Source organism: Acinetobacter sp. YH01006 (genome assembly GCF_013420445.1).
Lineage (GTDB): Bacteria > Pseudomonadota > Gammaproteobacteria > Pseudomonadales > Moraxellaceae > Acinetobacter > Acinetobacter pseudolwoffii.
This window is the reverse complement of record NZ_VOYB01000010.1, coordinates 43,446-58,548: the sequence shown is the minus strand read 5'-3', so window position 1 is coordinate 58,548 and position 15,103 is coordinate 43,446. Positions and strand designations below refer to the sequence as shown.

At 44.2% G+C, this 15,103-nt stretch carries 27 protein-coding genes; 5 read left to right on the top strand and 22 right to left on the bottom strand.

Translation table 11 applies throughout. The annotated features are described in order from the left end of the window. Window positions 1-18 precede the first annotated feature (18 nt). The 22 genes from rplO to FTT73_RS10015 all read right to left on the bottom strand — a co-directional run bounded on the left by rplO (window position 19) and on the right by FTT73_RS10015 (window position 10,164). Entirely contained in the window at window positions 19-459 is a 441-nt protein-coding gene (rplO, locus tag FTT73_RS10120) for a 50S ribosomal protein L15 (protein WP_005094137.1), read from the bottom strand. A 3-nt stretch (window positions 460-462) separates the two neighbouring features. After that, entirely contained in the window at window positions 463-639 is a 177-nt protein-coding gene (gene rpmD, locus FTT73_RS10115; RefSeq protein WP_005094139.1) for a 50S ribosomal protein L30, read from the bottom strand. 6 nt (window positions 640-645) lie between these two features. Then, window positions 646-1,143 (bottom strand): 30S ribosomal protein S5, encoded by a 498-nt coding sequence (gene rpsE, locus FTT73_RS10110; RefSeq protein ID WP_004281496.1) that lies wholly within the window; start codon window positions 1,141-1,143, stop codon window positions 646-648. A gap of 2 nt (window positions 1,144-1,145) precedes the next feature. Further along, a complete protein-coding gene (rplR, locus tag FTT73_RS10105; RefSeq protein WP_004281497.1) occupies window positions 1,146-1,496 on the bottom strand; it encodes a 50S ribosomal protein L18 in 351 nt (116 codons plus the stop codon). A 14-nt stretch (window positions 1,497-1,510) separates the two neighbouring features. Further along, window positions 1,511-2,044, bottom strand: a complete 534-nt coding sequence (gene rplF / locus FTT73_RS10100) for a 50S ribosomal protein L6 (protein WP_005094142.1) — start codon at window positions 2,042-2,044, stop codon at window positions 1,511-1,513. A 13-nt stretch (window positions 2,045-2,057) separates the two neighbouring features. Further along, on the bottom strand, window positions 2,058-2,453 hold the full coding sequence (rpsH, locus tag FTT73_RS10095) for a 30S ribosomal protein S8 (RefSeq protein WP_005094144.1): 396 nt from the start codon (window positions 2,451-2,453) through the stop codon (window positions 2,058-2,060). Window positions 2,454-2,465: 12 nt separating this feature from the next. Next, window positions 2,466-2,771 carry a 30S ribosomal protein S14 gene (gene rpsN / locus FTT73_RS10090; protein WP_004732275.1) on the bottom strand — a complete coding sequence of 102 codons (306 nt, stop codon included), beginning with the start codon at window positions 2,769-2,771 and terminating at the stop codon, window positions 2,466-2,468. 9 nt (window positions 2,772-2,780) lie between these two features. Continuing rightward, a complete protein-coding gene (rplE, locus tag FTT73_RS10085; RefSeq protein ID WP_005094146.1) occupies window positions 2,781-3,317 on the bottom strand; it encodes a 50S ribosomal protein L5 in 537 nt (178 codons plus the stop codon). A gap of 16 nt (window positions 3,318-3,333) precedes the next feature. After that, on the bottom strand, window positions 3,334-3,651 hold the full coding sequence (rplX, locus tag FTT73_RS10080; RefSeq protein ID WP_004281502.1) for a 50S ribosomal protein L24: 318 nt from the start codon (window positions 3,649-3,651) through the stop codon (window positions 3,334-3,336). Between the two features lie 9 nt (window positions 3,652-3,660). Continuing rightward, window positions 3,661-4,029 carry a 50S ribosomal protein L14 gene (gene rplN, locus FTT73_RS10075; protein ID WP_005094147.1) on the bottom strand — a complete coding sequence of 123 codons (369 nt, stop codon included), beginning with the start codon at window positions 4,027-4,029 and terminating at the stop codon, window positions 3,661-3,663. A 91-nt stretch (window positions 4,030-4,120) separates the two neighbouring features. Further along, window positions 4,121-4,378, bottom strand: a complete 258-nt coding sequence (gene rpsQ, locus FTT73_RS10070) for a 30S ribosomal protein S17 (RefSeq protein WP_004281504.1) — start codon at window positions 4,376-4,378, stop codon at window positions 4,121-4,123. Beyond that, on the bottom strand, window positions 4,375-4,572 hold the full coding sequence (gene rpmC, locus FTT73_RS10065) for a 50S ribosomal protein L29 (RefSeq protein WP_004281505.1): 198 nt from the start codon (window positions 4,570-4,572) through the stop codon (window positions 4,375-4,377). The genes rpsQ and rpmC overlap by 4 nt, the downstream gene beginning before the upstream one ends. Further along, complete coding sequence (gene rplP, locus FTT73_RS10060) at window positions 4,572-4,985, bottom strand: 50S ribosomal protein L16 (protein ID WP_004281506.1); 414 nt, start codon at window positions 4,983-4,985, stop codon at window positions 4,572-4,574. The genes rpmC and rplP overlap by 1 nt, the downstream gene beginning before the upstream one ends. A 3-nt stretch (window positions 4,986-4,988) precedes the next feature. Then, the gene (rpsC, locus tag FTT73_RS10055) at window positions 4,989-5,741 is read right to left on the bottom strand and encodes a 30S ribosomal protein S3 (RefSeq protein WP_004281507.1); all 753 of its coding nucleotides are present in this window, start codon (window positions 5,739-5,741) and stop codon (window positions 4,989-4,991) included. Window position 5,742: 1 nt separating this feature from the next. Further along, complete coding sequence (gene rplV, locus FTT73_RS10050) at window positions 5,743-6,072, bottom strand: 50S ribosomal protein L22 (RefSeq protein WP_001982638.1); 330 nt, start codon at window positions 6,070-6,072, stop codon at window positions 5,743-5,745. An 11-nt stretch (window positions 6,073-6,083) separates the two neighbouring features. After that, complete coding sequence (gene rpsS / locus FTT73_RS10045) at window positions 6,084-6,359, bottom strand: 30S ribosomal protein S19 (protein WP_004281508.1); 276 nt, start codon at window positions 6,357-6,359, stop codon at window positions 6,084-6,086. Between the two features lie 19 nt (window positions 6,360-6,378). Next, entirely contained in the window at window positions 6,379-7,203 is an 825-nt protein-coding gene (rplB, locus tag FTT73_RS10040; RefSeq protein ID WP_180191374.1) for a 50S ribosomal protein L2, read from the bottom strand. Between the two features lie 11 nt (window positions 7,204-7,214). Next, window positions 7,215-7,535, bottom strand: a complete 321-nt coding sequence (gene rplW, locus FTT73_RS10035; protein ID WP_005094149.1) for a 50S ribosomal protein L23 — start codon at window positions 7,533-7,535, stop codon at window positions 7,215-7,217. Continuing rightward, window positions 7,532-8,134: a 50S ribosomal protein L4 gene (gene rplD / locus FTT73_RS10030; protein WP_005094150.1), complete on the bottom strand. Its 603-nt coding sequence runs from the start codon at window positions 8,132-8,134 to the stop codon at window positions 7,532-7,534. Before rplD ends, rplW begins: the two co-directional genes overlap by 4 nt. An 11-nt stretch (window positions 8,135-8,145) precedes the next feature. Then, complete coding sequence (gene rplC / locus FTT73_RS10025) at window positions 8,146-8,784, bottom strand: 50S ribosomal protein L3 (RefSeq protein WP_005094152.1); 639 nt, start codon at window positions 8,782-8,784, stop codon at window positions 8,146-8,148. A 60-nt stretch (window positions 8,785-8,844) separates the two neighbouring features. Further along, window positions 8,845-9,156 (bottom strand): 30S ribosomal protein S10, encoded by a 312-nt coding sequence (gene rpsJ, locus FTT73_RS10020; RefSeq protein ID WP_000070912.1) that lies wholly within the window; start codon window positions 9,154-9,156, stop codon window positions 8,845-8,847. Between the two features lie 246 nt (window positions 9,157-9,402). Beyond that, entirely contained in the window at window positions 9,403-10,164 is a 762-nt protein-coding gene (locus FTT73_RS10015; protein ID WP_180191373.1) for a type 1 glutamine amidotransferase, read from the bottom strand. 161 nt (window positions 10,165-10,325) lie between these two features. Here FTT73_RS10015 and FTT73_RS10010 point away from each other — a divergent pair, with 161 nt between their 5' ends. The 5 genes from FTT73_RS10010 (at window position 10,326) to yihA (ending at window position 14,900) form a co-directional block, all read left to right on the top strand. Continuing rightward, window positions 10,326-11,528: a PLP-dependent transferase gene (locus tag FTT73_RS10010; RefSeq protein WP_180191372.1), complete on the top strand. Its 1,203-nt coding sequence runs from the start codon at window positions 10,326-10,328 to the stop codon at window positions 11,526-11,528. Between the two features lie 59 nt (window positions 11,529-11,587). After that, window positions 11,588-11,797, top strand: coding sequence for a hypothetical protein (locus FTT73_RS16500; protein WP_180191360.1), 210 nt, complete (start codon window positions 11,588-11,590; stop codon window positions 11,795-11,797). Window positions 11,798-12,113: 316 nt separating this feature from the next. Next, window positions 12,114-13,325 carry an NO-inducible flavohemoprotein gene (hmpA, locus tag FTT73_RS10000; RefSeq protein WP_005094157.1) on the top strand — a complete coding sequence of 404 codons (1,212 nt, stop codon included), beginning with the start codon at window positions 12,114-12,116 and terminating at the stop codon, window positions 13,323-13,325. A gap of 89 nt (window positions 13,326-13,414) precedes the next feature. Next, entirely contained in the window at window positions 13,415-13,867 is a 453-nt protein-coding gene (locus tag FTT73_RS09995) for an Rrf2 family transcriptional regulator (RefSeq protein ID WP_005094159.1), read from the top strand. A gap of 88 nt (window positions 13,868-13,955) precedes the next feature. After that, a complete protein-coding gene (gene yihA, locus FTT73_RS09990) occupies window positions 13,956-14,900 on the top strand; it encodes a ribosome biogenesis GTP-binding protein YihA/YsxC (RefSeq protein ID WP_005168732.1) in 945 nt (314 codons plus the stop codon). Window positions 14,901-15,103: the final 203 nt, after the last annotated feature.

Here is a 15,103-nt window from a genome sequence, read left to right as displayed (position 1 = left end):
AGTCATAGACACTGGGGATTACTCCTCGACTTTGCCGCCAGCAGCTTCAACAGCAGCTTTAGCGCCTTTAGTCAATGCAACACCTTGAACAGTGAATGCACGAGTAATTTCACCAGAAAGTACGATACGAGCACGGATCATGTCTTTACGTACAACGTTCGCCGCTTTTAAAGTTTCTAGAGACACGATGTCGCCTTCCACTTTAGCAAGCTCAGATAAACGTACTTCAGCAGTTTTCAAAGCCAATTGGCTAGTGAAGCCGAATTTAGGCAAACGACGATAAAGTGCTGTTTGACCGCCTTCGAAACCTGGACGAGTACCACCGCTCTTACGTGAGTTTTGACCCTTGACACCACGGCCACCGGTCTTACCAACGCCAGAACCGATACCACGGCCTACACGAAGGTTGTCACGTTTAGCACCTTCTGCAGGTGCAATTGTATTTAAACGCAGAGTCATGGCTTATTCCTCTACACTAACCATATAGTAGACTTGGTTGATCATACCACGGTTAGAAGGCGTATCTTGCACTTCTACAGTATGACCAATACGACGCAGACCTAAACCTTGCAGGCTCAGCTTATGATTTTTCAAGCGGTGCGATGCAGATTTAGTCTGGGTAACTTTAATCGTTTTCATGATTGATTACCCTTGAATTTGTTCTACTGAAAGACCACGTTTCGCAGCAACCTTCTCAGGAGTAGTCATATCACGCAAACCGTTGAAAGTTGCGTTAACTACGTTAGCAGCGTTAGTAGAACCACGGCATTTAGTCAAAACGTTACGTACACCTACAGCTTCTAGAACTGCACGCATAGCGCCACCAGCAATTACGCCTGTACCTTCAGAGGCAGGCTGCATGAATACGCGACTAGCGCCATGACGTGCATGAATTGGGTGCTGTAACGTACCATCAACAAGGTCAACAGTAATCATGTTGCGACGAGCAGCTTCAAGTGCTTTAGAGATAGCAGCTGGAACTTCACGTGCTTTACCACGACCAAAACCTACGCGACCATTACCATCACCCACAACAGTTAATGCTGTGAAAGAGAAGATACGACCACCCTTAACAACTTTGGCTACACGATCAACGGCAACCAGCTTTTCAACAAGACCTTCGTTTTGTTCAACTTTAGCCATGATTAGAACTCCAAGCCGTTTTCACGAGCAGCATCAGCCAAGGCTTTGATACGACCATGATATTTAAAACCAGAACGGTCAAATGCAACTTTAGTAACACCAGCTGCTTTAGCGCGTTCTGCGATTAAAGCACCTACTTTTTGAGCTGCTTCAACGTTACCAGTTGTACCTGCACGTAGAGTAGCGTCTAAAGTAGAAGCTTGCGCTAATACTTTGCCACCATCTGCAGAGATAACTTGAGCATAGATGTGACGCGGAGTGCGGTTTACACACAAACGAGTCGCACCCAATGCACGGATGTGCAAGCGTGTGCTTTTCGCACGACGCAAACGGGATTGTTTCTTTTCGTTCATAAGAACCTCGCGCCTTATTTCTTCTTAGCTTCTTTACGAAGTACAACTTCGTCAGAATAACGAACACCTTTGCCTTTATACGGCTCTGGTGGACGGTAACCACGGATATCTGCAGCAACCTGACCTAAAGCTGCTTTGTCAGCAGATTTAAGTACGATTTCAGTTGCAGTTGGAGTTTCAGCAGTTACACCTGCAGGAAGTGCATAATCGATCGGGTGAGAGAAACCAAGGTTAAGATGAACAACATCACCTTTAACCGCAGCTTTATAACCAACACCGATAAGCTGTAACTTACGTTCGAAACCTTCGCTAACACCTTTTACAAGGTTGTTAAGCACAGCGCGAGCAGTACCAGCTTGCATCCAAGCGTCTTTCGACTCTTGTACTGGAGCAATAGCCAGAGTACCGTCTTCCTGTTTAAGCTCGACCAGCGCATGCAGGTTGAAAGACAATGTACCTTTAGTGCCTTTCACTTCGACCTGCCGGCCGTTCTGAGTAACTGTTACACCATTCGGTACAGTTACTGGGGCTTTAGCCACACGAGACATGAGGAATCACCTATTAAGAAACAAAAGCAATAACTTCACCACCAACGCCTGCAGCACGTGCAGCGCGATCAGTCATGATGCCTTTGCTTGTAGAAACAATTGCAATACCTAAACCTTGCTTAACGCTTGGAAGTGCATCTTTACCGCGATACTGACGTAGACCTGGACGGCTTACGCGTTTCACAGTGTCAATCACTGGCTTGCCTTCAAAATATTTTAACGTAATTGTTAAAGTTGGTTTGCCTTCAGCTTCTGCAACTTCTACGTTAGAAATGTAACCTTCTTGTTGAAGTAAGTTAGCAATTGCAACTTTCAACTTAGAATTAGGCATAGAAACAGTTTGTTTCTTCGCCATTTGTGCGTTACGAACACGTGTTAGCATGTCGGCAACGGTATCTTGCATACTCATTTATAGTGCTCCTTACCAGCTTGCCTTAACAACGCCAGGTACATCACCTTGCATTACTGTTTCACGTAATTTGTTACGGCTTAAGCCGAACTTACGGAAATAGCCATGCGGACGACCAGTTAAACCACAACGGTTACGTAGACGTACTGGAGATGCATTACGTGGTAATGCTTGCAATTTCATCATCGCTTCGAAACGTTCTTCGTCTGATGCATTTACGTTTGCAATAACAGCTTTTAATTCAGCACGTTTTGCAGCGTATTTAGCAACAGTAGCTTCGCGTTTCAATTCGCGATTAATCATACCTTTCTTAGCCATATCGACCTCTTATTTGAACGGGAAGCCGAATGCACGCATAAGCGCACGGCCTTCGTCATCGGTGCGAGCAGTCGTAGTAATGGTAATGTCCATACCACGAATACGATCAATCTTGTCAAAATCGATTTCAGGGAACATGATCTGTTCCTTAAGACCCATTGAGTAGTTACCACGACCGTCGAATGATTTCGCAGAGAAACCACGGAAGTCACGGATACGAGGGATCGCAATCGAGATCAAACGGTCTAAGAATTCGTACATACGTTCGCCGCGTAAAGTAACTTTACAACCGATCGGCCAACCATCACGGATTTTAAAACCAGCGATTGATTTACGAGCTAACGTAAGTACTGGTTTTTGACCAGCGATAGCTTGCATATCTGAAAGAGCACCATCAAGGAGTTTTTTGTCAGCAGCAGCTGCGCCAACACCCATGTTGATCGTGATTTTAGTGATGCGAGGAATTTCCATCACATTTTTAACGCCTAAAGTCTCTAATAACTGAGCTTTAAGTTCGTCATTGTAACGTGTTTTAAGTCTGGCCATGGCCTATATCAACCTATTACTTCGCTACCGCCACTGATTCACCATTTGATTTGAATACGCGAGTTTTCACGCCATCAATCACTTGGTAACCAACACGGTCAGCCTTTTGGGTTGTAGCATTAAAAACTGCCACGTTTGAAATATGAAGCGAAGCTTCCTGAGTTACAACGCTACCTTCAGCGCCTGTAGCACGGTTCGGCTTTTGGTGCTTCTTCACCAAGTTAAGGCCTTCAACCTTAACACGGTCATTAGAAACAGACAGAACAGTACCCTGTTTGCCTTTTTCTTTACCTGCGATCACAATTACTTGATCGCCTTTTTTAATCTTAGCCATGATCGCCTCTTATAGAACTTCAGGAGCCAATGAAATAATTTTCATGAACTGTTCAGTACGAAGTTCACGAGTCACTGGTCCGAAAATACGAGTTGCAATCGGCGCTTTGTTGGTGTTCAAAATAACAGCAGCGTTATCGTCGAAACGAATCACTGAACCGTCTGCACGACGGATACCGAATTTTGTACGAACCACAACTGCATTCATCACGTCACCTTTTTTAACACGTGCGCGTGGAATTGCTTCTTTTACAGTAACTTTAATAATGTCGCCAACAGAAGCATAACGACGATGCGAGCCACCAAGTACTTTAATACATTGTACGCGGCGTGCACCACTGTTGTCTGCTACGTCGAGCATAGTTTCGGTCTGAATCATTGCCCTACTCCAAAACCGAGCAACACCGGTCGAAATTTCGAAAGGCTCAAAGAGTACTCGAAATTGACCGATGATGCAACAAGAACGTTAATTACTCAGCAGCTGCTTCAACAACTTCAACTAGAGTCCAAGACTTAGTTTTAGAAATTGGGCGGCTTTCTTTAATGGTTACAACATCACCAGCTTTCGCTGTGTTGTTCTCATCATGAGCATGTAATTTTGTTGAACGGCGGATTAATTTGCCATACAACGGGTGTTGAACTTGGCGTTCAATAAGAACAACGATAGATTTATCCATCTTGTCGCTTACAACTTTGCCAGTTAACGTGCGGACTGTTTTATCACTCATTGTCCGTTCCCCTGTTTTTCGGTAAGGAGGGTCTTAATACGAGCAATCGTCTGACGAGTAAGTGCAACTTCATGCGATTTACCCAATTGACCAGTTGCTTTCGCCATACGAAGACGGAATTGGTTAAGCTGTTGCTCATCAAGCAAAGCTGTCAACTCTTCTACCGACTTTTCACGTAGATCTTTAGTTTTCATTACATTACCGTCCGAGTCACGATAGCGGTTTTAAACGGAAGCTTAGCTGCTGCAAGCGTAAACGCTTCGCGAGCCAATTCTTCGTTAACACCATCAATTTCGTACAAGACTTTACCTGGTTTGATTTGGCAAACCCAATATTCCACAGAACCTTTACCTTTACCCATACGCACTTCAAGCGGCTTAGAAGTAATCGGTTTGTCCGGGAATACACGGATAAAGATCTTACCACCACGCTTAATACGACGGCTAATTGTACGACGCGCTGCTTCAATTTGACGCGCAGTCATTTGACCACGTTCAACTGATTTAAGTGCAATAGTACCGAAAGATACTGTGCTACCGCGGTGTGCTAGACCAGTGTTACGGCCTTTCTGCACTTTACGGAATTTAGTACGCTTAGGTTGCAACATGGATTATTCTCCTTTTTCAGCAGAACGATCATTGCGACGACCACGACGCTCTTGACCTTCACCACGACCACGACCGCGTTTAGCTGGACGTTCTTCTGCTGGAGCTGGGTTCATGACTTGTTTCATGCCGCCCAAGATCTCACCACGGAAGATCCAAACTTTAACACCAATCGTACCGTAAGTAGTCTCAGCACGCATAGTCGCATAGTCGATATCTGCACGAAGCGTATGTAGAGGTACACGACCTTCACGATACCACTCAGTACGAGCAATCTCAGCACCACCTAAACGGCCTGAAACTTCTACTTTGATACCTTTAGCACCAGCACGCATTGTATTTTGTACCGCACGCTTCATAGCACGACGGAACATTACACGTTTTTCCAATTGAGAAGCGATTGCTTCAGCAACTAGACGCGCGTCTAAGTCTGGACGATCAATTTCATTGATACTTACTTGCGCAGGAACACCCATGATAGATGTTAATTCGCGTTGTAGTTTCTCAATATCTTCGCCTTTTTTACCGATTACGATACCAGGACGCGCAGTGCTAATAGTTACTTTAGCAGCGCCTGTAGGACGTTCGATAAGAATGTTGCTGATCATCGCGTTTTTAAGTTTTTTGATTAAAAACTCACGAACTTGAAGATCTTTAAGCAAGTATTCAGCGTATTGTTTCGGATTCGCATACCAGTTAGCGTTATGACGTTTCACAACACCTAGGCGGATACCGATTGGATGAACCTTCTGACCCATATCAAACCCCTACCTTAACGGTGATGTGACAAGTACGCTTAGTAATACGATCTGCACGGCCTTTAGCACGTGGCATAATACGTTTCAGGCTCATGCCTTCATCAACGTAGATCGTAGAAACTTTAAGGTCGTCTACATCTAAACTGTTATTGTGTTCAGCGTTTGCAATTGCAGATTCCAACGCTTTCTTAACTAGAACTGCAGCTTTTTTGTTGCTGAAGTTAAGGATGTTAAGCGCGTGCGCAACAGATTTGCCGCGGATAAGATCTGCAACCAAACGAGCTTTTTGTGCCGAGATAGCGGCACCGCGTAATTTAGCAGTTACTTCCATCATAGCACCCATTAACGTTTAGATTTCTTGTCAACACCGTGACCGCGATAGGTACGAGTTGGTGCAAATTCACCAAGCTTGTGACCAACCATGTGTTCAGAAACGATCACAGGAACGTGGTTACGGCCATTGTGTACAGAAATTGTTAAACCAACAAAATCCGGTAGGATCATCGAACGACGCGACCAAGTTTTGATCGGCTTACGGTTATTAGCCGCGATAGCCGCTTCAACCTTAGCGAACAAGTGCGCATCGACGAATGGGCCTTTTTTCAGAGAACGAGGCATTGTCAGATTCCTTTACTTGTTACTTAACGCGACGGTCGCGAATGATCATCTTAGTCGTACGCTTATTGGTACGTGTCTTGTACCCTTTAGCTTTTTGACCCCATGGGCTTACAGGTTGAATACCTTTGTTACGCCCTTCACCACCACCGTGCGGATGGTCAACCGGGTTCATTGCCATACCACGAACGGTAGGACGAACACCACGCCAGCGCGATGCACCAGCTTTACCAAGCGAACGAAGGTTGCTTTCCGAGTTAGATACTTCACCTAACACAGCGCGACATTCAACGTGAATTTTACGCATCTCGCCTGAACGTAGACGAACGATAGCGTAAGAACCGTCACGACCCAACAGCTGAACTGAAGTACCAGCTGAACGAGCAATCTGCGCGCCTTTACCGATTTTAAGTTCGATGTTGTGAAGAGTAGAACCGATTGGCATGTTGCGAAGCGGCAAGCAGTTACCTGGACGAATTGGAGCATCGTTACCAGACTGTACTTTATCGCCAGCGCGAAGGCCTTTAGGAGCGATGATATAACGACGTTCACCATCAGCATACAATACAAGTGCAATGTGTGCAGTACGGTTAGGATCGTATTCGATACGCTCTACAGTTGCAGGAATACCATCTTTGTTACGTTTAAAGTCAACTAGACGGTAGTGCTGCTTATGACCGCCACCAACGTGACGAGTCGTGATGTGACCGTTATTGTTACGGCCGCCAGTACGTTTTTTAGCTTCAACCAACGGAGAGTACGGTGCGCCTTTGTGAAGGTGATCATAAACCACTTTCTCTACAAAGCGACGTCCTGGAGACGTTGGCTTACATTTTTGAATAGGCATAATTCTCGTCCTTATTCCGCTGTGCTTTCAGCGGTATCGCCCAAGTCAGCCATTTCAACATCTTGGCCAGCTTTCAGGGTGACGTATGCTTTTTTAACATCAGAACGACGTCCTAATGTTTTACCAAAGCGTTTAGACTTACCTTTAGTGATAGTCGTGTTAACTTTAACAACTTCTACACCAAAGAGTTGTTCCACTGCTTTTTTGATTTCAAGCTTGTTTGCGTTGATAGCAACTTTAAACACTTGAACACCAGCAGTTTCACCTAAAACTTGTGCTTTTTCTGAGAATACAGGTCCTTGCAGGACTTGATAGATACGTTCGTTGTTCATCCGAGTTCTACCTCAATTTTCTTAGCAGCAGCTACAGACATAACAACTTTGTCGAACGCAATCAAGCTAACCGGATCGATTGCAGCAGCATCAACCACATCTACGTGTGGAATATTGCGTGCAGCAAGATACAAGTTCTCATCAACAGCATCGGTAACGATCAATGCACGAGTTGCATTCAAGTCGTTAAGCTTTGCAAGCAATTCTTTAGTTTTTGGAGCTGCAACAGCAAACTCATCAACTAAAATTAGGCGATCTTGACGAACAAGTTCAGCCATGATGCATTGCATAGCACCGCGGTACATTTTACGGTTTACTTTTTGAGACCAGTCTTGTGGACGAGCAGCAAAAGTTTTACCACCGCCAACCCAGATTGGGCTACGAATAGAACCAGCACGAGCACGGCCAGTACCTTTTTGACGGAATGGCTTGCGGCCACCGCCAGAAACGTCTGCACGTGATTTCTGAGCTTTTGAACCTTGACGGCCACCAGCTAAATAAGCTGTAACCACTTGGTGAACAAGAGCTTCATTAAATTCACGACCGAACGCAACTTCTGATAATTCAACAGCAGAGCCGGAAACAGTATTTAAATTCACGTTATTTCCCCTCAGGCCTTGATCGTAGGACGAACGATTACGTCGCCACCAGTAGCACCAGGAACCGCGCCTTTAACAACAAGAACTGAACGTTCTGTGTCGATAGCAACGATCTCAAGACCCTGTGTAGTTACGCGTTCAGCACCTAAATGGCCAGCCATTTTTTTGCCTTTGAATACGCGACCAGGAGTCTGGTTTTGACCAGTAGAACCTAAAACACGGTGAGAAAGCGAGTTACCGTGAGTTGCATCTTGCGTACGGAAATTCCAACGCTTAACACCACCTTGGAAACCTTTACCTTTAGATTGACCAGTTACGTCAACAACTTGACCAACCTGGAACAATTCAACGGTAAGCGTACCACCAACTTCACGACCTTCAAGATCAGCTTCTGTAGCGCGGAATTCTTGAACTAGACGACCAGCTGCAACACCTGCTTTCGCAAAGTGGCCTTTCTGAGCGTTAGTTACGCGAGATTCGCGACGTTCACCAGTAGTGATTTGAATCGCTTGATAACCATCAGTTTCAAGCGTTTTGATTTGAGTGATGCGGTTAGGATCAACCTCAATCACTGTAACAGGCACAGAAACACCAGCATCTGTAAAGATACGTGTCATACCGCACTTGCGACCGACTAAACCAATAGCCATGTGCATAAACCTCTAAAAAAGCGGCCTAATTAACTTAGAGTGTTAATTAACCCGAAAGCCTTAACCCAATGCGATCTGAACATCAACACCAGCTGCAAGATCTAACTTCATCAATGCATCTACAGTTTTGTCTGTAGGTTGAACGATGTCGATCAAACGCTTGTAAGTACGGATTTCGTACTGGTCACGCGCGTCTTTGTTTACGTGTGGTGATGTTAAAACGTTAAAACGTTCAATGCGTGTTGGCATTGGAATTGGACCACACACTTGTGCTCCAGTACGTTTTGCGGTTTCTACGATTTCTTGAGCAGATTGATCAATCAGGCGATGATCAAAAGACTTAAGACGGATACGAATTCTCTGGTTAGACATACCAGTAAACTCCAAGCCAAATATATAAAGAATCACTCCTGACGCATCTCACCCCACTTTAATACGGGTAAGTGTCAAGAGCAGTGAAATATCACTAAGGTCGTGATCGATGCCACGACTGTAACGATAGTTAACTACTTTATTCGCAGTTAACCCCCTTCCTATCGAAGGGTCGCTTATTATAGCCATTGTTTAATGCATAAGCAAATCCCTTTTATGGTTTTATCCAAGTTTTCAATTTACCCCCTAAAACAAGAGTTTATTTTCTGAATGCGGGGCAGTTTTCGCCAAGACATATTCTATAGCTCGATTTAATATCTGATTTCCTTCAACAAACTTATTTTTATGGGTCTTTTTTAATTCAGAGAGATCCTGAACATATTTTCCTGAAAATTGTGCAAGCTGCTCCTCATCTTCCAAAAATAAAGACAGGGTTTCTGGAGTACTCTCTGGATGAAACTGAAAACCGAGTACATTTTTGCCCAACTGGTACATCTGATTACGACAGGCTTGGTTTTCTGCCAGATGCACTGCCCCTTTGGGTATTTCAAAGCTTTCACTATGCCATTGCAGAATATTGAACTGTTCGGGCAAGCTAAAACATTCTTGCGGTAGACTGGCTACCTTGTGTACCGTGGCCCAGCCCAATTCCTGCTCAGGATTACGACTGACGCCCGCCCCCAATGCATTGGCAATCAATTGTCCACCCAGGCATAAACCGATTGCCGGTTTGCCATGTGACAGATAACGACGCAACCAGCGTTTCTCTATCTTTAACCAAGGGAAATTCGCCTCATCATTGACACTCATGGTTCCGCCCATGATGATCAGTAAATCGACGTCCTCAACCCTTGGCAAAGCCTCAATCTCTAAAGGACGATCCAACGGTAAAGCAAAAAACTCAGTCGCACTAATGTACGCCTGATACTGCTTTAAAAACTCATGACAACTACCATAACCTTCGCCAGCAATATGCTGAAAATAATGCACTTTTAAATGCGACTTCATGCTCCTCAACCTATTTTTTAGCTAGATAGTTTTAGGTTTTGCAAAAATGAAGCCAACTTTTTTCAAGGACCAATTTTTTTAACAATTCACAACCGAACTGGCAGTGAGTCACAGATTCTCTTAAGCTAAGGTAATATTTGATTACATTTAAGGGCATTCACGTGAAAAAAAACGCTCAAACCACCCTGATTCATGCACCACGAAAAGCCCCTCAGTCCATTTCTACGGTTCAACCTCCCCTGTTTCGTGCATCGACCATTATTTTTGAGAATACTGATGCGCTATTTAATCGCCACTGGACCGATGCTTATGACTATAGCTACGGCACCCACGGCACACCCACGACATTCACCTTAGGCGATAACATCGCGCAAATTGAAGGGGGTGAATACTGCCTACTTGCGCCGAGCGGTTTATCCGCCATTAACCTGGTGAATTCTTGTTTCTTGAGCCAAGGTGATGAAGTCTGGGTTGCCGATAACATCTATGGCCCAAACATGGAACATCTGCGCAATCTGGAAACGCGTTATGGCATTGCGGTCAAAGTGTATAACCCGCTTGAGGTCGAAACCTTTACACCAAGTAAAAAAGCAAAACTGCTTTGGCTGGAAGCGGCCGGTTCAGTCACACTGGAATTTCCAGATCTGGTCGGTTTAATCAAAAAAGCCCAGGCACATCATATTTTGACGGCGCTGGATAATACGTGGGGCGCAGGTCTGGCTTTTAATGCTTTTGATTTTGGCGAAGAGCATTTAAGTGTCGATATCACGGTTCATGCACTGACCAAATATCCAAGCGGTGGTGGCGACATCTTGATGGGCTCAGTTGTTACACGAGATAAAACCCTGCATCACAAACTGTTCCGTACCCATGCCATTCAGGGCATTAGTGTTTCTGGTGATGATGTGGCGCAGGTACAACGCAGTCTGGCTTCGATGCAACTGCGTTATCAGCATCAGTCCGAAAGCGCACTGACTTTAATGAAGTGGCTCAAACAGCAAACTGAGCTTGTTCAAGTTTTACATCCAGCCGATCCAGATTGCGCTGGACATCAATACTGGAAAGATATTTGCTCCGAGAGTCATAGTGCAGGACTTGTGAGTGTTATTTTTGATGCCAAGTTTAGTTTCAAAGATATTCGTCATTTCTGCGATGCTTTAACCTTATTTAAACTTGGATTTAGCTGGGGTGGCCCTGTCAGCCTGGTCATGCTCTATAACTTAAAAGACATGCGTGTACTGAAACATTCACATTTAAAAGATGGCTTTCTGGTTCGTTTCTGTATCGGCCTGGAACATCCGCAAGATTTGATTCAAGATATCCAGTACGCCCTAGAACACATGAAAAAGCCTAAAAATAAATGATAAACAATAGGAAAAGTTATGTGAGCACCACTTGGTATTGCTAAAAAACCACAAATACCATGCAAGACATTGTCTTACGTTCACAGCTTGCCAGTCGGCATGGTCTGCTTGTCGGTTTAACTGAAACTAAAAAAACAGTCACTCTTATTTATGAACAGAGTGTCGATCGGAATAGTGCTTTTGAAATGCTGCAAAAACCCAAGTGGCTGAACCTCAAAAAAAATGCCAAACAAGCAGAATTTGCAAAACAGCAAGCCAAGGAACAGTGACCTCTAACCGGTGAGCAACCAAAGGAATTAGAACACGCGACTTAGGCAACCTGAAGAGTTCATAAAAGATACTGATCGATTTATCAAACTGCGCACGCAGGCTCGGAGATGATACCGGGGAGAATTGTCCGCGAGTTTCATGACTGCTTTTTCAGTGAAAATAGCACGATTTATTCCTATCAAGATTTTTAAAATTATGGGATATTCAGATATCCCATAATTTTTTTATGGTTTTATTAAAAGATGTATTTACAAGGCATGCTTTAAGATGTATTTTAAATACATCTTATAAATAAACAGCCATGAGAGATCAAATATGACTCCGCAGCAAATTGACCTTGTAAAAGCAACAGTGCCTGTACTCCGCGAAAATGGTGTGGCACTCACGGGCTATTTTTATAACCGCATGTTAGGCAACAACCCTGCCCTTAAAGAAACGTTTAATATGGGTCACCAACGCAGTGGTGCACAGGCGCAAGCTCTTGCCGGCGCTGTATTGGCCTATGCCGAAAATATTGAAGACCCATCTGTACTTTTACCTGTGGTTGAGCTGATCGCGCATAAACACGTGAGCTTAAACATTCAAGCGCCAGACTATAATATTGTGGGTGAAAACCTGCTGCATTCTATTAGTGAAGTATTAAGCATCCCGATGGAAGATCCATTAATTGATGCTTGGGCTACAGCTTATGGTCAATTGGCTGACTTGTTCATCAGCACTGAAAAAACGATCTATGAGCAGCATCAGCAAACCAAAGGTAGCTGGTTAGGCTGGCGCAATTTCAAAATTGCCCGAAAAGTAGTAGAAAGTGACGAGATTACTTCAATCTATCTACAACCGGTAGATGGTGGCGATTTACCGAAATATGAAGCGGGTCAATATATTTCAGTTCGTGTATTCGTAGAAGAACTCGGCTTAAAACAGCCGCGTCAATATACGCTTTCAACCAGCCCTCAAGCAGACTATTTGCGTATTTCAGTTAAACGTGAACCGGGCAATGGCGCAGATCAAGTTGCAGGTTGGGTGTCTAACACTCTACATGGTTTGCCGGAAGGTTCAGAAATTGAAGTATCTGCACCAACAGGTAACTTCTACCTGATCGATCCAGCTAAACGTAATGTGTTTATCAGTGGTGGTGTTGGCCTGACGCCAATGATCGCGATGCTGAACCAGCTGGTGACTCTGGATATGCCACAACCTGTGACCTTTATCCATGCTTGCCGTAGCAAACAGGTTCATGCGATGCACCAGCATATTCATGACCTGAAAGCAAAATATCCGCGCTTAAGCACCCTTACTGCTTATGAATTTCCACATCAAGCTGACAAACTGGGTGAGGATTATGATGTAGCAGGTCGTCTGGATCTGAGTACAGTTGATGCAGCGCTGTTACCAGTCAATGCCGATTACTACCTTTGCGGCCCAATGCCATTTATGGCAGAACAGCAAAAAGCACTCGTTGCCCGCGGTATTCCTGCTGAAAATATTCATAGTGAAGCATTTGGTACAGGTGGGGTTCACCACTAAGCCCTCGCTTCAAGCTGAATAGGTGGGGCTAGTCTGGTTATGCTAGACTAGCCCTTATCTATTTAATTCTTAAAGATATTAGTGCGATCATGCAATTAAACAAATTTACCGACTATGCTTTGCGTATTTTAATGTACATCTCCCAGCCGCGAGATACGCCGTATACGATTGCGGAAATTGCGCGAGATTTGTATGTGTCACAAAATCATTTAATGAAGATTGTGCATTTCATGTCGAAACAAGACTGGATTATTGCCACACGCGGTAAAGGCGGCGGCATCCGCTTAAATCCTACTACACTAAATCTAAAACTCGGTGAGATCGTGCTTAGCTTGCAGGGTGAAAATCATGTGATTGTCGAATGTAATACCCCACCCTGCGTACTGCGTAGCAATTGTGGTTTAAAAGGTATTCTCGACCATGCGCTGGAACAGTTTTACCAAAGCCTGAACCAATATACGCTGGCCGATGTGCTCACCCCATCTAACCAATCTCATTTTAGTACTGTTTCTCCAATCGGTTTAATTAACCTGATGGATTAAGTTGCAATAGCATTGCAAAGCAAAGTTCGCTTGCCTGTGCGACTTCCTTTATAATGTTTCTTTGTAGATCATTTATTGAAGTTGAGTTATGCACCACAGCAGAGGAAAATCCAAAAACAGTAAGACAGCCCATGCACCCAAGCAAAAGATCAGCTACGAGAAAAAAGTTGATTCTGCTATTACTGAATATTCTGTGCGCTCACTCAACTGGCTACGCAAAGCCGAATTTTTAATGAGTGCACCAAAACTCAGTCTTTGTGTAGAAGATACAGGCTATGAAATTGCTTTTGCCGGTCGCTCCAATGCCGGTAAATCCAGTGCGATTAATGCCCTGACCAACCAGAAACAGTTGGCACGTGCATCAAAAAGACCCGGCCGCACCCAGATGATTAACTTTTTTAGCTTGGGTAATCCAGATCAGCGTCTGGTCGATTTACCAGGCTATGGCTATGCTGCCGTACCAGAGGCGATGAAAATTGTTTGGCAAAAAGAACTGGAAAATTATCTGATTCATCGCAAAAGCTTACAGGGCTTGGTGCTGTTGATGGATATTCGTCATCCGCTACAACACTTTGATGTGATGATGCTGGAATGGGCTTATTCACGTCATTTGTTTGTGCATGTTCTTTTGACCAAATCAGATAAGCTGAATCGTGGCCCTGCCTCTAAAGCGCTTCAGGAAGTCAAAGCCGCATTAAAAAAAATGAAACTGGACTTCTCGATTCAATTGTTCTCCTCTATGAACAAAGAGGGACTTGAAGAACTGGCCAGCGTCATGGGCGGCCGTCTGAATTTCACTTTAGATCAATCAACTCAATTTGATTTGGACAGTATTCCGGAAGTATCGGCTCATGATCTAAATCAATTCGATGAACCAGTTGAACTCGACTCTGGGTCTGATGCAACTGCTATTGGTGAGGTTTCACCGCATGACTTAAATGAAGCTGAAGAACCGCTTGAATTACTTGAGCAGGATCAGTCAGAACTTAAAGCAGCAGATGAGCTGAACCAGAATAAACGCTCAGCTGAATAATCAAATAACAAAATATTTGATTAATTGATTTAAATGAGAAACCTCCGTTATGCCGCATAACGGAGGTTTTTTACAGGCTAATTTTCGCTAGATCATACAGTGCTACTGATAACAGCAGCAGTTTGTTGAGATGCTTCACTGTATTTACATGAACGCTATATTTCTGCTGAATGGCCGAATCTCGATTCATATTAGAATAAATC

What these genes read in the sequence shown, in the direction of transcription:
- rplB (WP_180191374.1), bottom strand. Translation starts at nt 7,203, where the DNA reads ATGCCTATTCAAAAATGTAAGCCAACGTCTCCAGGACGTCGCTTTGTA.
- rplX (WP_004281502.1), bottom strand. Translation starts at nt 3,651, where the DNA reads ATGGCTAAGATTAAAAAAGGCGATCAAGTAATTGTGATCGCAGGTAAA.
- yihA (WP_005168732.1), top strand. Translation starts at nt 13,956, where the DNA reads ATGCACCACAGCAGAGGAAAATCCAAAAACAGTAAGACAGCCCATGCA.
- rplN (WP_005094147.1), bottom strand. Translation starts at nt 4,029, where the DNA reads ATGATTCAGACCGAAACTATGCTCGACGTAGCAGACAACAGTGGTGCA.
- rplC (WP_005094152.1), bottom strand. Translation starts at nt 8,784, where the DNA reads ATGGCTATTGGTTTAGTCGGTCGCAAGTGCGGTATGACACGTATCTTT.
- FTT73_RS16500 (WP_180191360.1), top strand. Translation starts at nt 11,588, where the DNA reads ATGCAAGACATTGTCTTACGTTCACAGCTTGCCAGTCGGCATGGTCTG.
- rplE (WP_005094146.1), bottom strand. Translation starts at nt 3,317, where the DNA reads ATGGCCAGACTTAAAACACGTTACAATGACGAACTTAAAGCTCAGTTA.
- rplW (WP_005094149.1), bottom strand. Translation starts at nt 7,535, where the DNA reads ATGAACAACGAACGTATCTATCAAGTCCTGCAAGGACCTGTATTCTCA.
- rpsC (WP_004281507.1), bottom strand. Translation starts at nt 5,741, where the DNA reads ATGGGTCAGAAGGTTCATCCAATCGGTATCCGCCTAGGTGTTGTGAAA.
- hmpA (WP_005094157.1), top strand. Translation starts at nt 12,114, where the DNA reads ATGACTCCGCAGCAAATTGACCTTGTAAAAGCAACAGTGCCTGTACTC.
- FTT73_RS09995 (WP_005094159.1), top strand. Translation starts at nt 13,415, where the DNA reads ATGCAATTAAACAAATTTACCGACTATGCTTTGCGTATTTTAATGTAC.
- rplV (WP_001982638.1), bottom strand. Translation starts at nt 6,072, where the DNA reads ATGGAAGTAACTGCTAAATTACGCGGTGCCGCTATCTCGGCACAAAAA.
- rplR (WP_004281497.1), bottom strand. Translation starts at nt 1,496, where the DNA reads ATGAACGAAAAGAAACAATCCCGTTTGCGTCGTGCGAAAAGCACACGC.
- rplP (WP_004281506.1), bottom strand. Translation starts at nt 4,985, where the DNA reads ATGTTGCAACCTAAGCGTACTAAATTCCGTAAAGTGCAGAAAGGCCGT.
- rpsE (WP_004281496.1), bottom strand. Translation starts at nt 1,143, where the DNA reads ATGGCTAAAGTTGAACAAAACGAAGGTCTTGTTGAAAAGCTGGTTGCC.
- rpsS (WP_004281508.1), bottom strand. Translation starts at nt 6,359, where the DNA reads ATGCCTCGTTCTCTGAAAAAAGGCCCATTCGTCGATGCGCACTTGTTC.
- rpmC (WP_004281505.1), bottom strand. Translation starts at nt 4,572, where the DNA reads ATGAAAACTAAAGATCTACGTGAAAAGTCGGTAGAAGAGTTGACAGCT.
- rplO (WP_005094137.1), bottom strand. Translation starts at nt 459, where the DNA reads ATGACTCTGCGTTTAAATACAATTGCACCTGCAGAAGGTGCTAAACGT.
- FTT73_RS10015 (WP_180191373.1), bottom strand. Translation starts at nt 10,164, where the DNA reads ATGAAGTCGCATTTAAAAGTGCATTATTTTCAGCATATTGCTGGCGAA.
- rpsJ (WP_000070912.1), bottom strand. Translation starts at nt 9,156, where the DNA reads ATGTCTAACCAGAGAATTCGTATCCGTCTTAAGTCTTTTGATCATCGC.
- rpsQ (WP_004281504.1), bottom strand. Translation starts at nt 4,378, where the DNA reads ATGAGTGATAAAACAGTCCGCACGTTAACTGGCAAAGTTGTAAGCGAC.
- rpsN (WP_004732275.1), bottom strand. Translation starts at nt 2,771, where the DNA reads ATGGCTAAGAAAGGTATGATTAATCGCGAATTGAAACGCGAAGCTACT.
- rpmD (WP_005094139.1), bottom strand. Translation starts at nt 639, where the DNA reads ATGAAAACGATTAAAGTTACCCAGACTAAATCTGCATCGCACCGCTTG.
- rplF (WP_005094142.1), bottom strand. Translation starts at nt 2,044, where the DNA reads ATGTCTCGTGTGGCTAAAGCCCCAGTAACTGTACCGAATGGTGTAACA.
- rpsH (WP_005094144.1), bottom strand. Translation starts at nt 2,453, where the DNA reads ATGAGTATGCAAGATACCGTTGCCGACATGCTAACACGTGTTCGTAAC.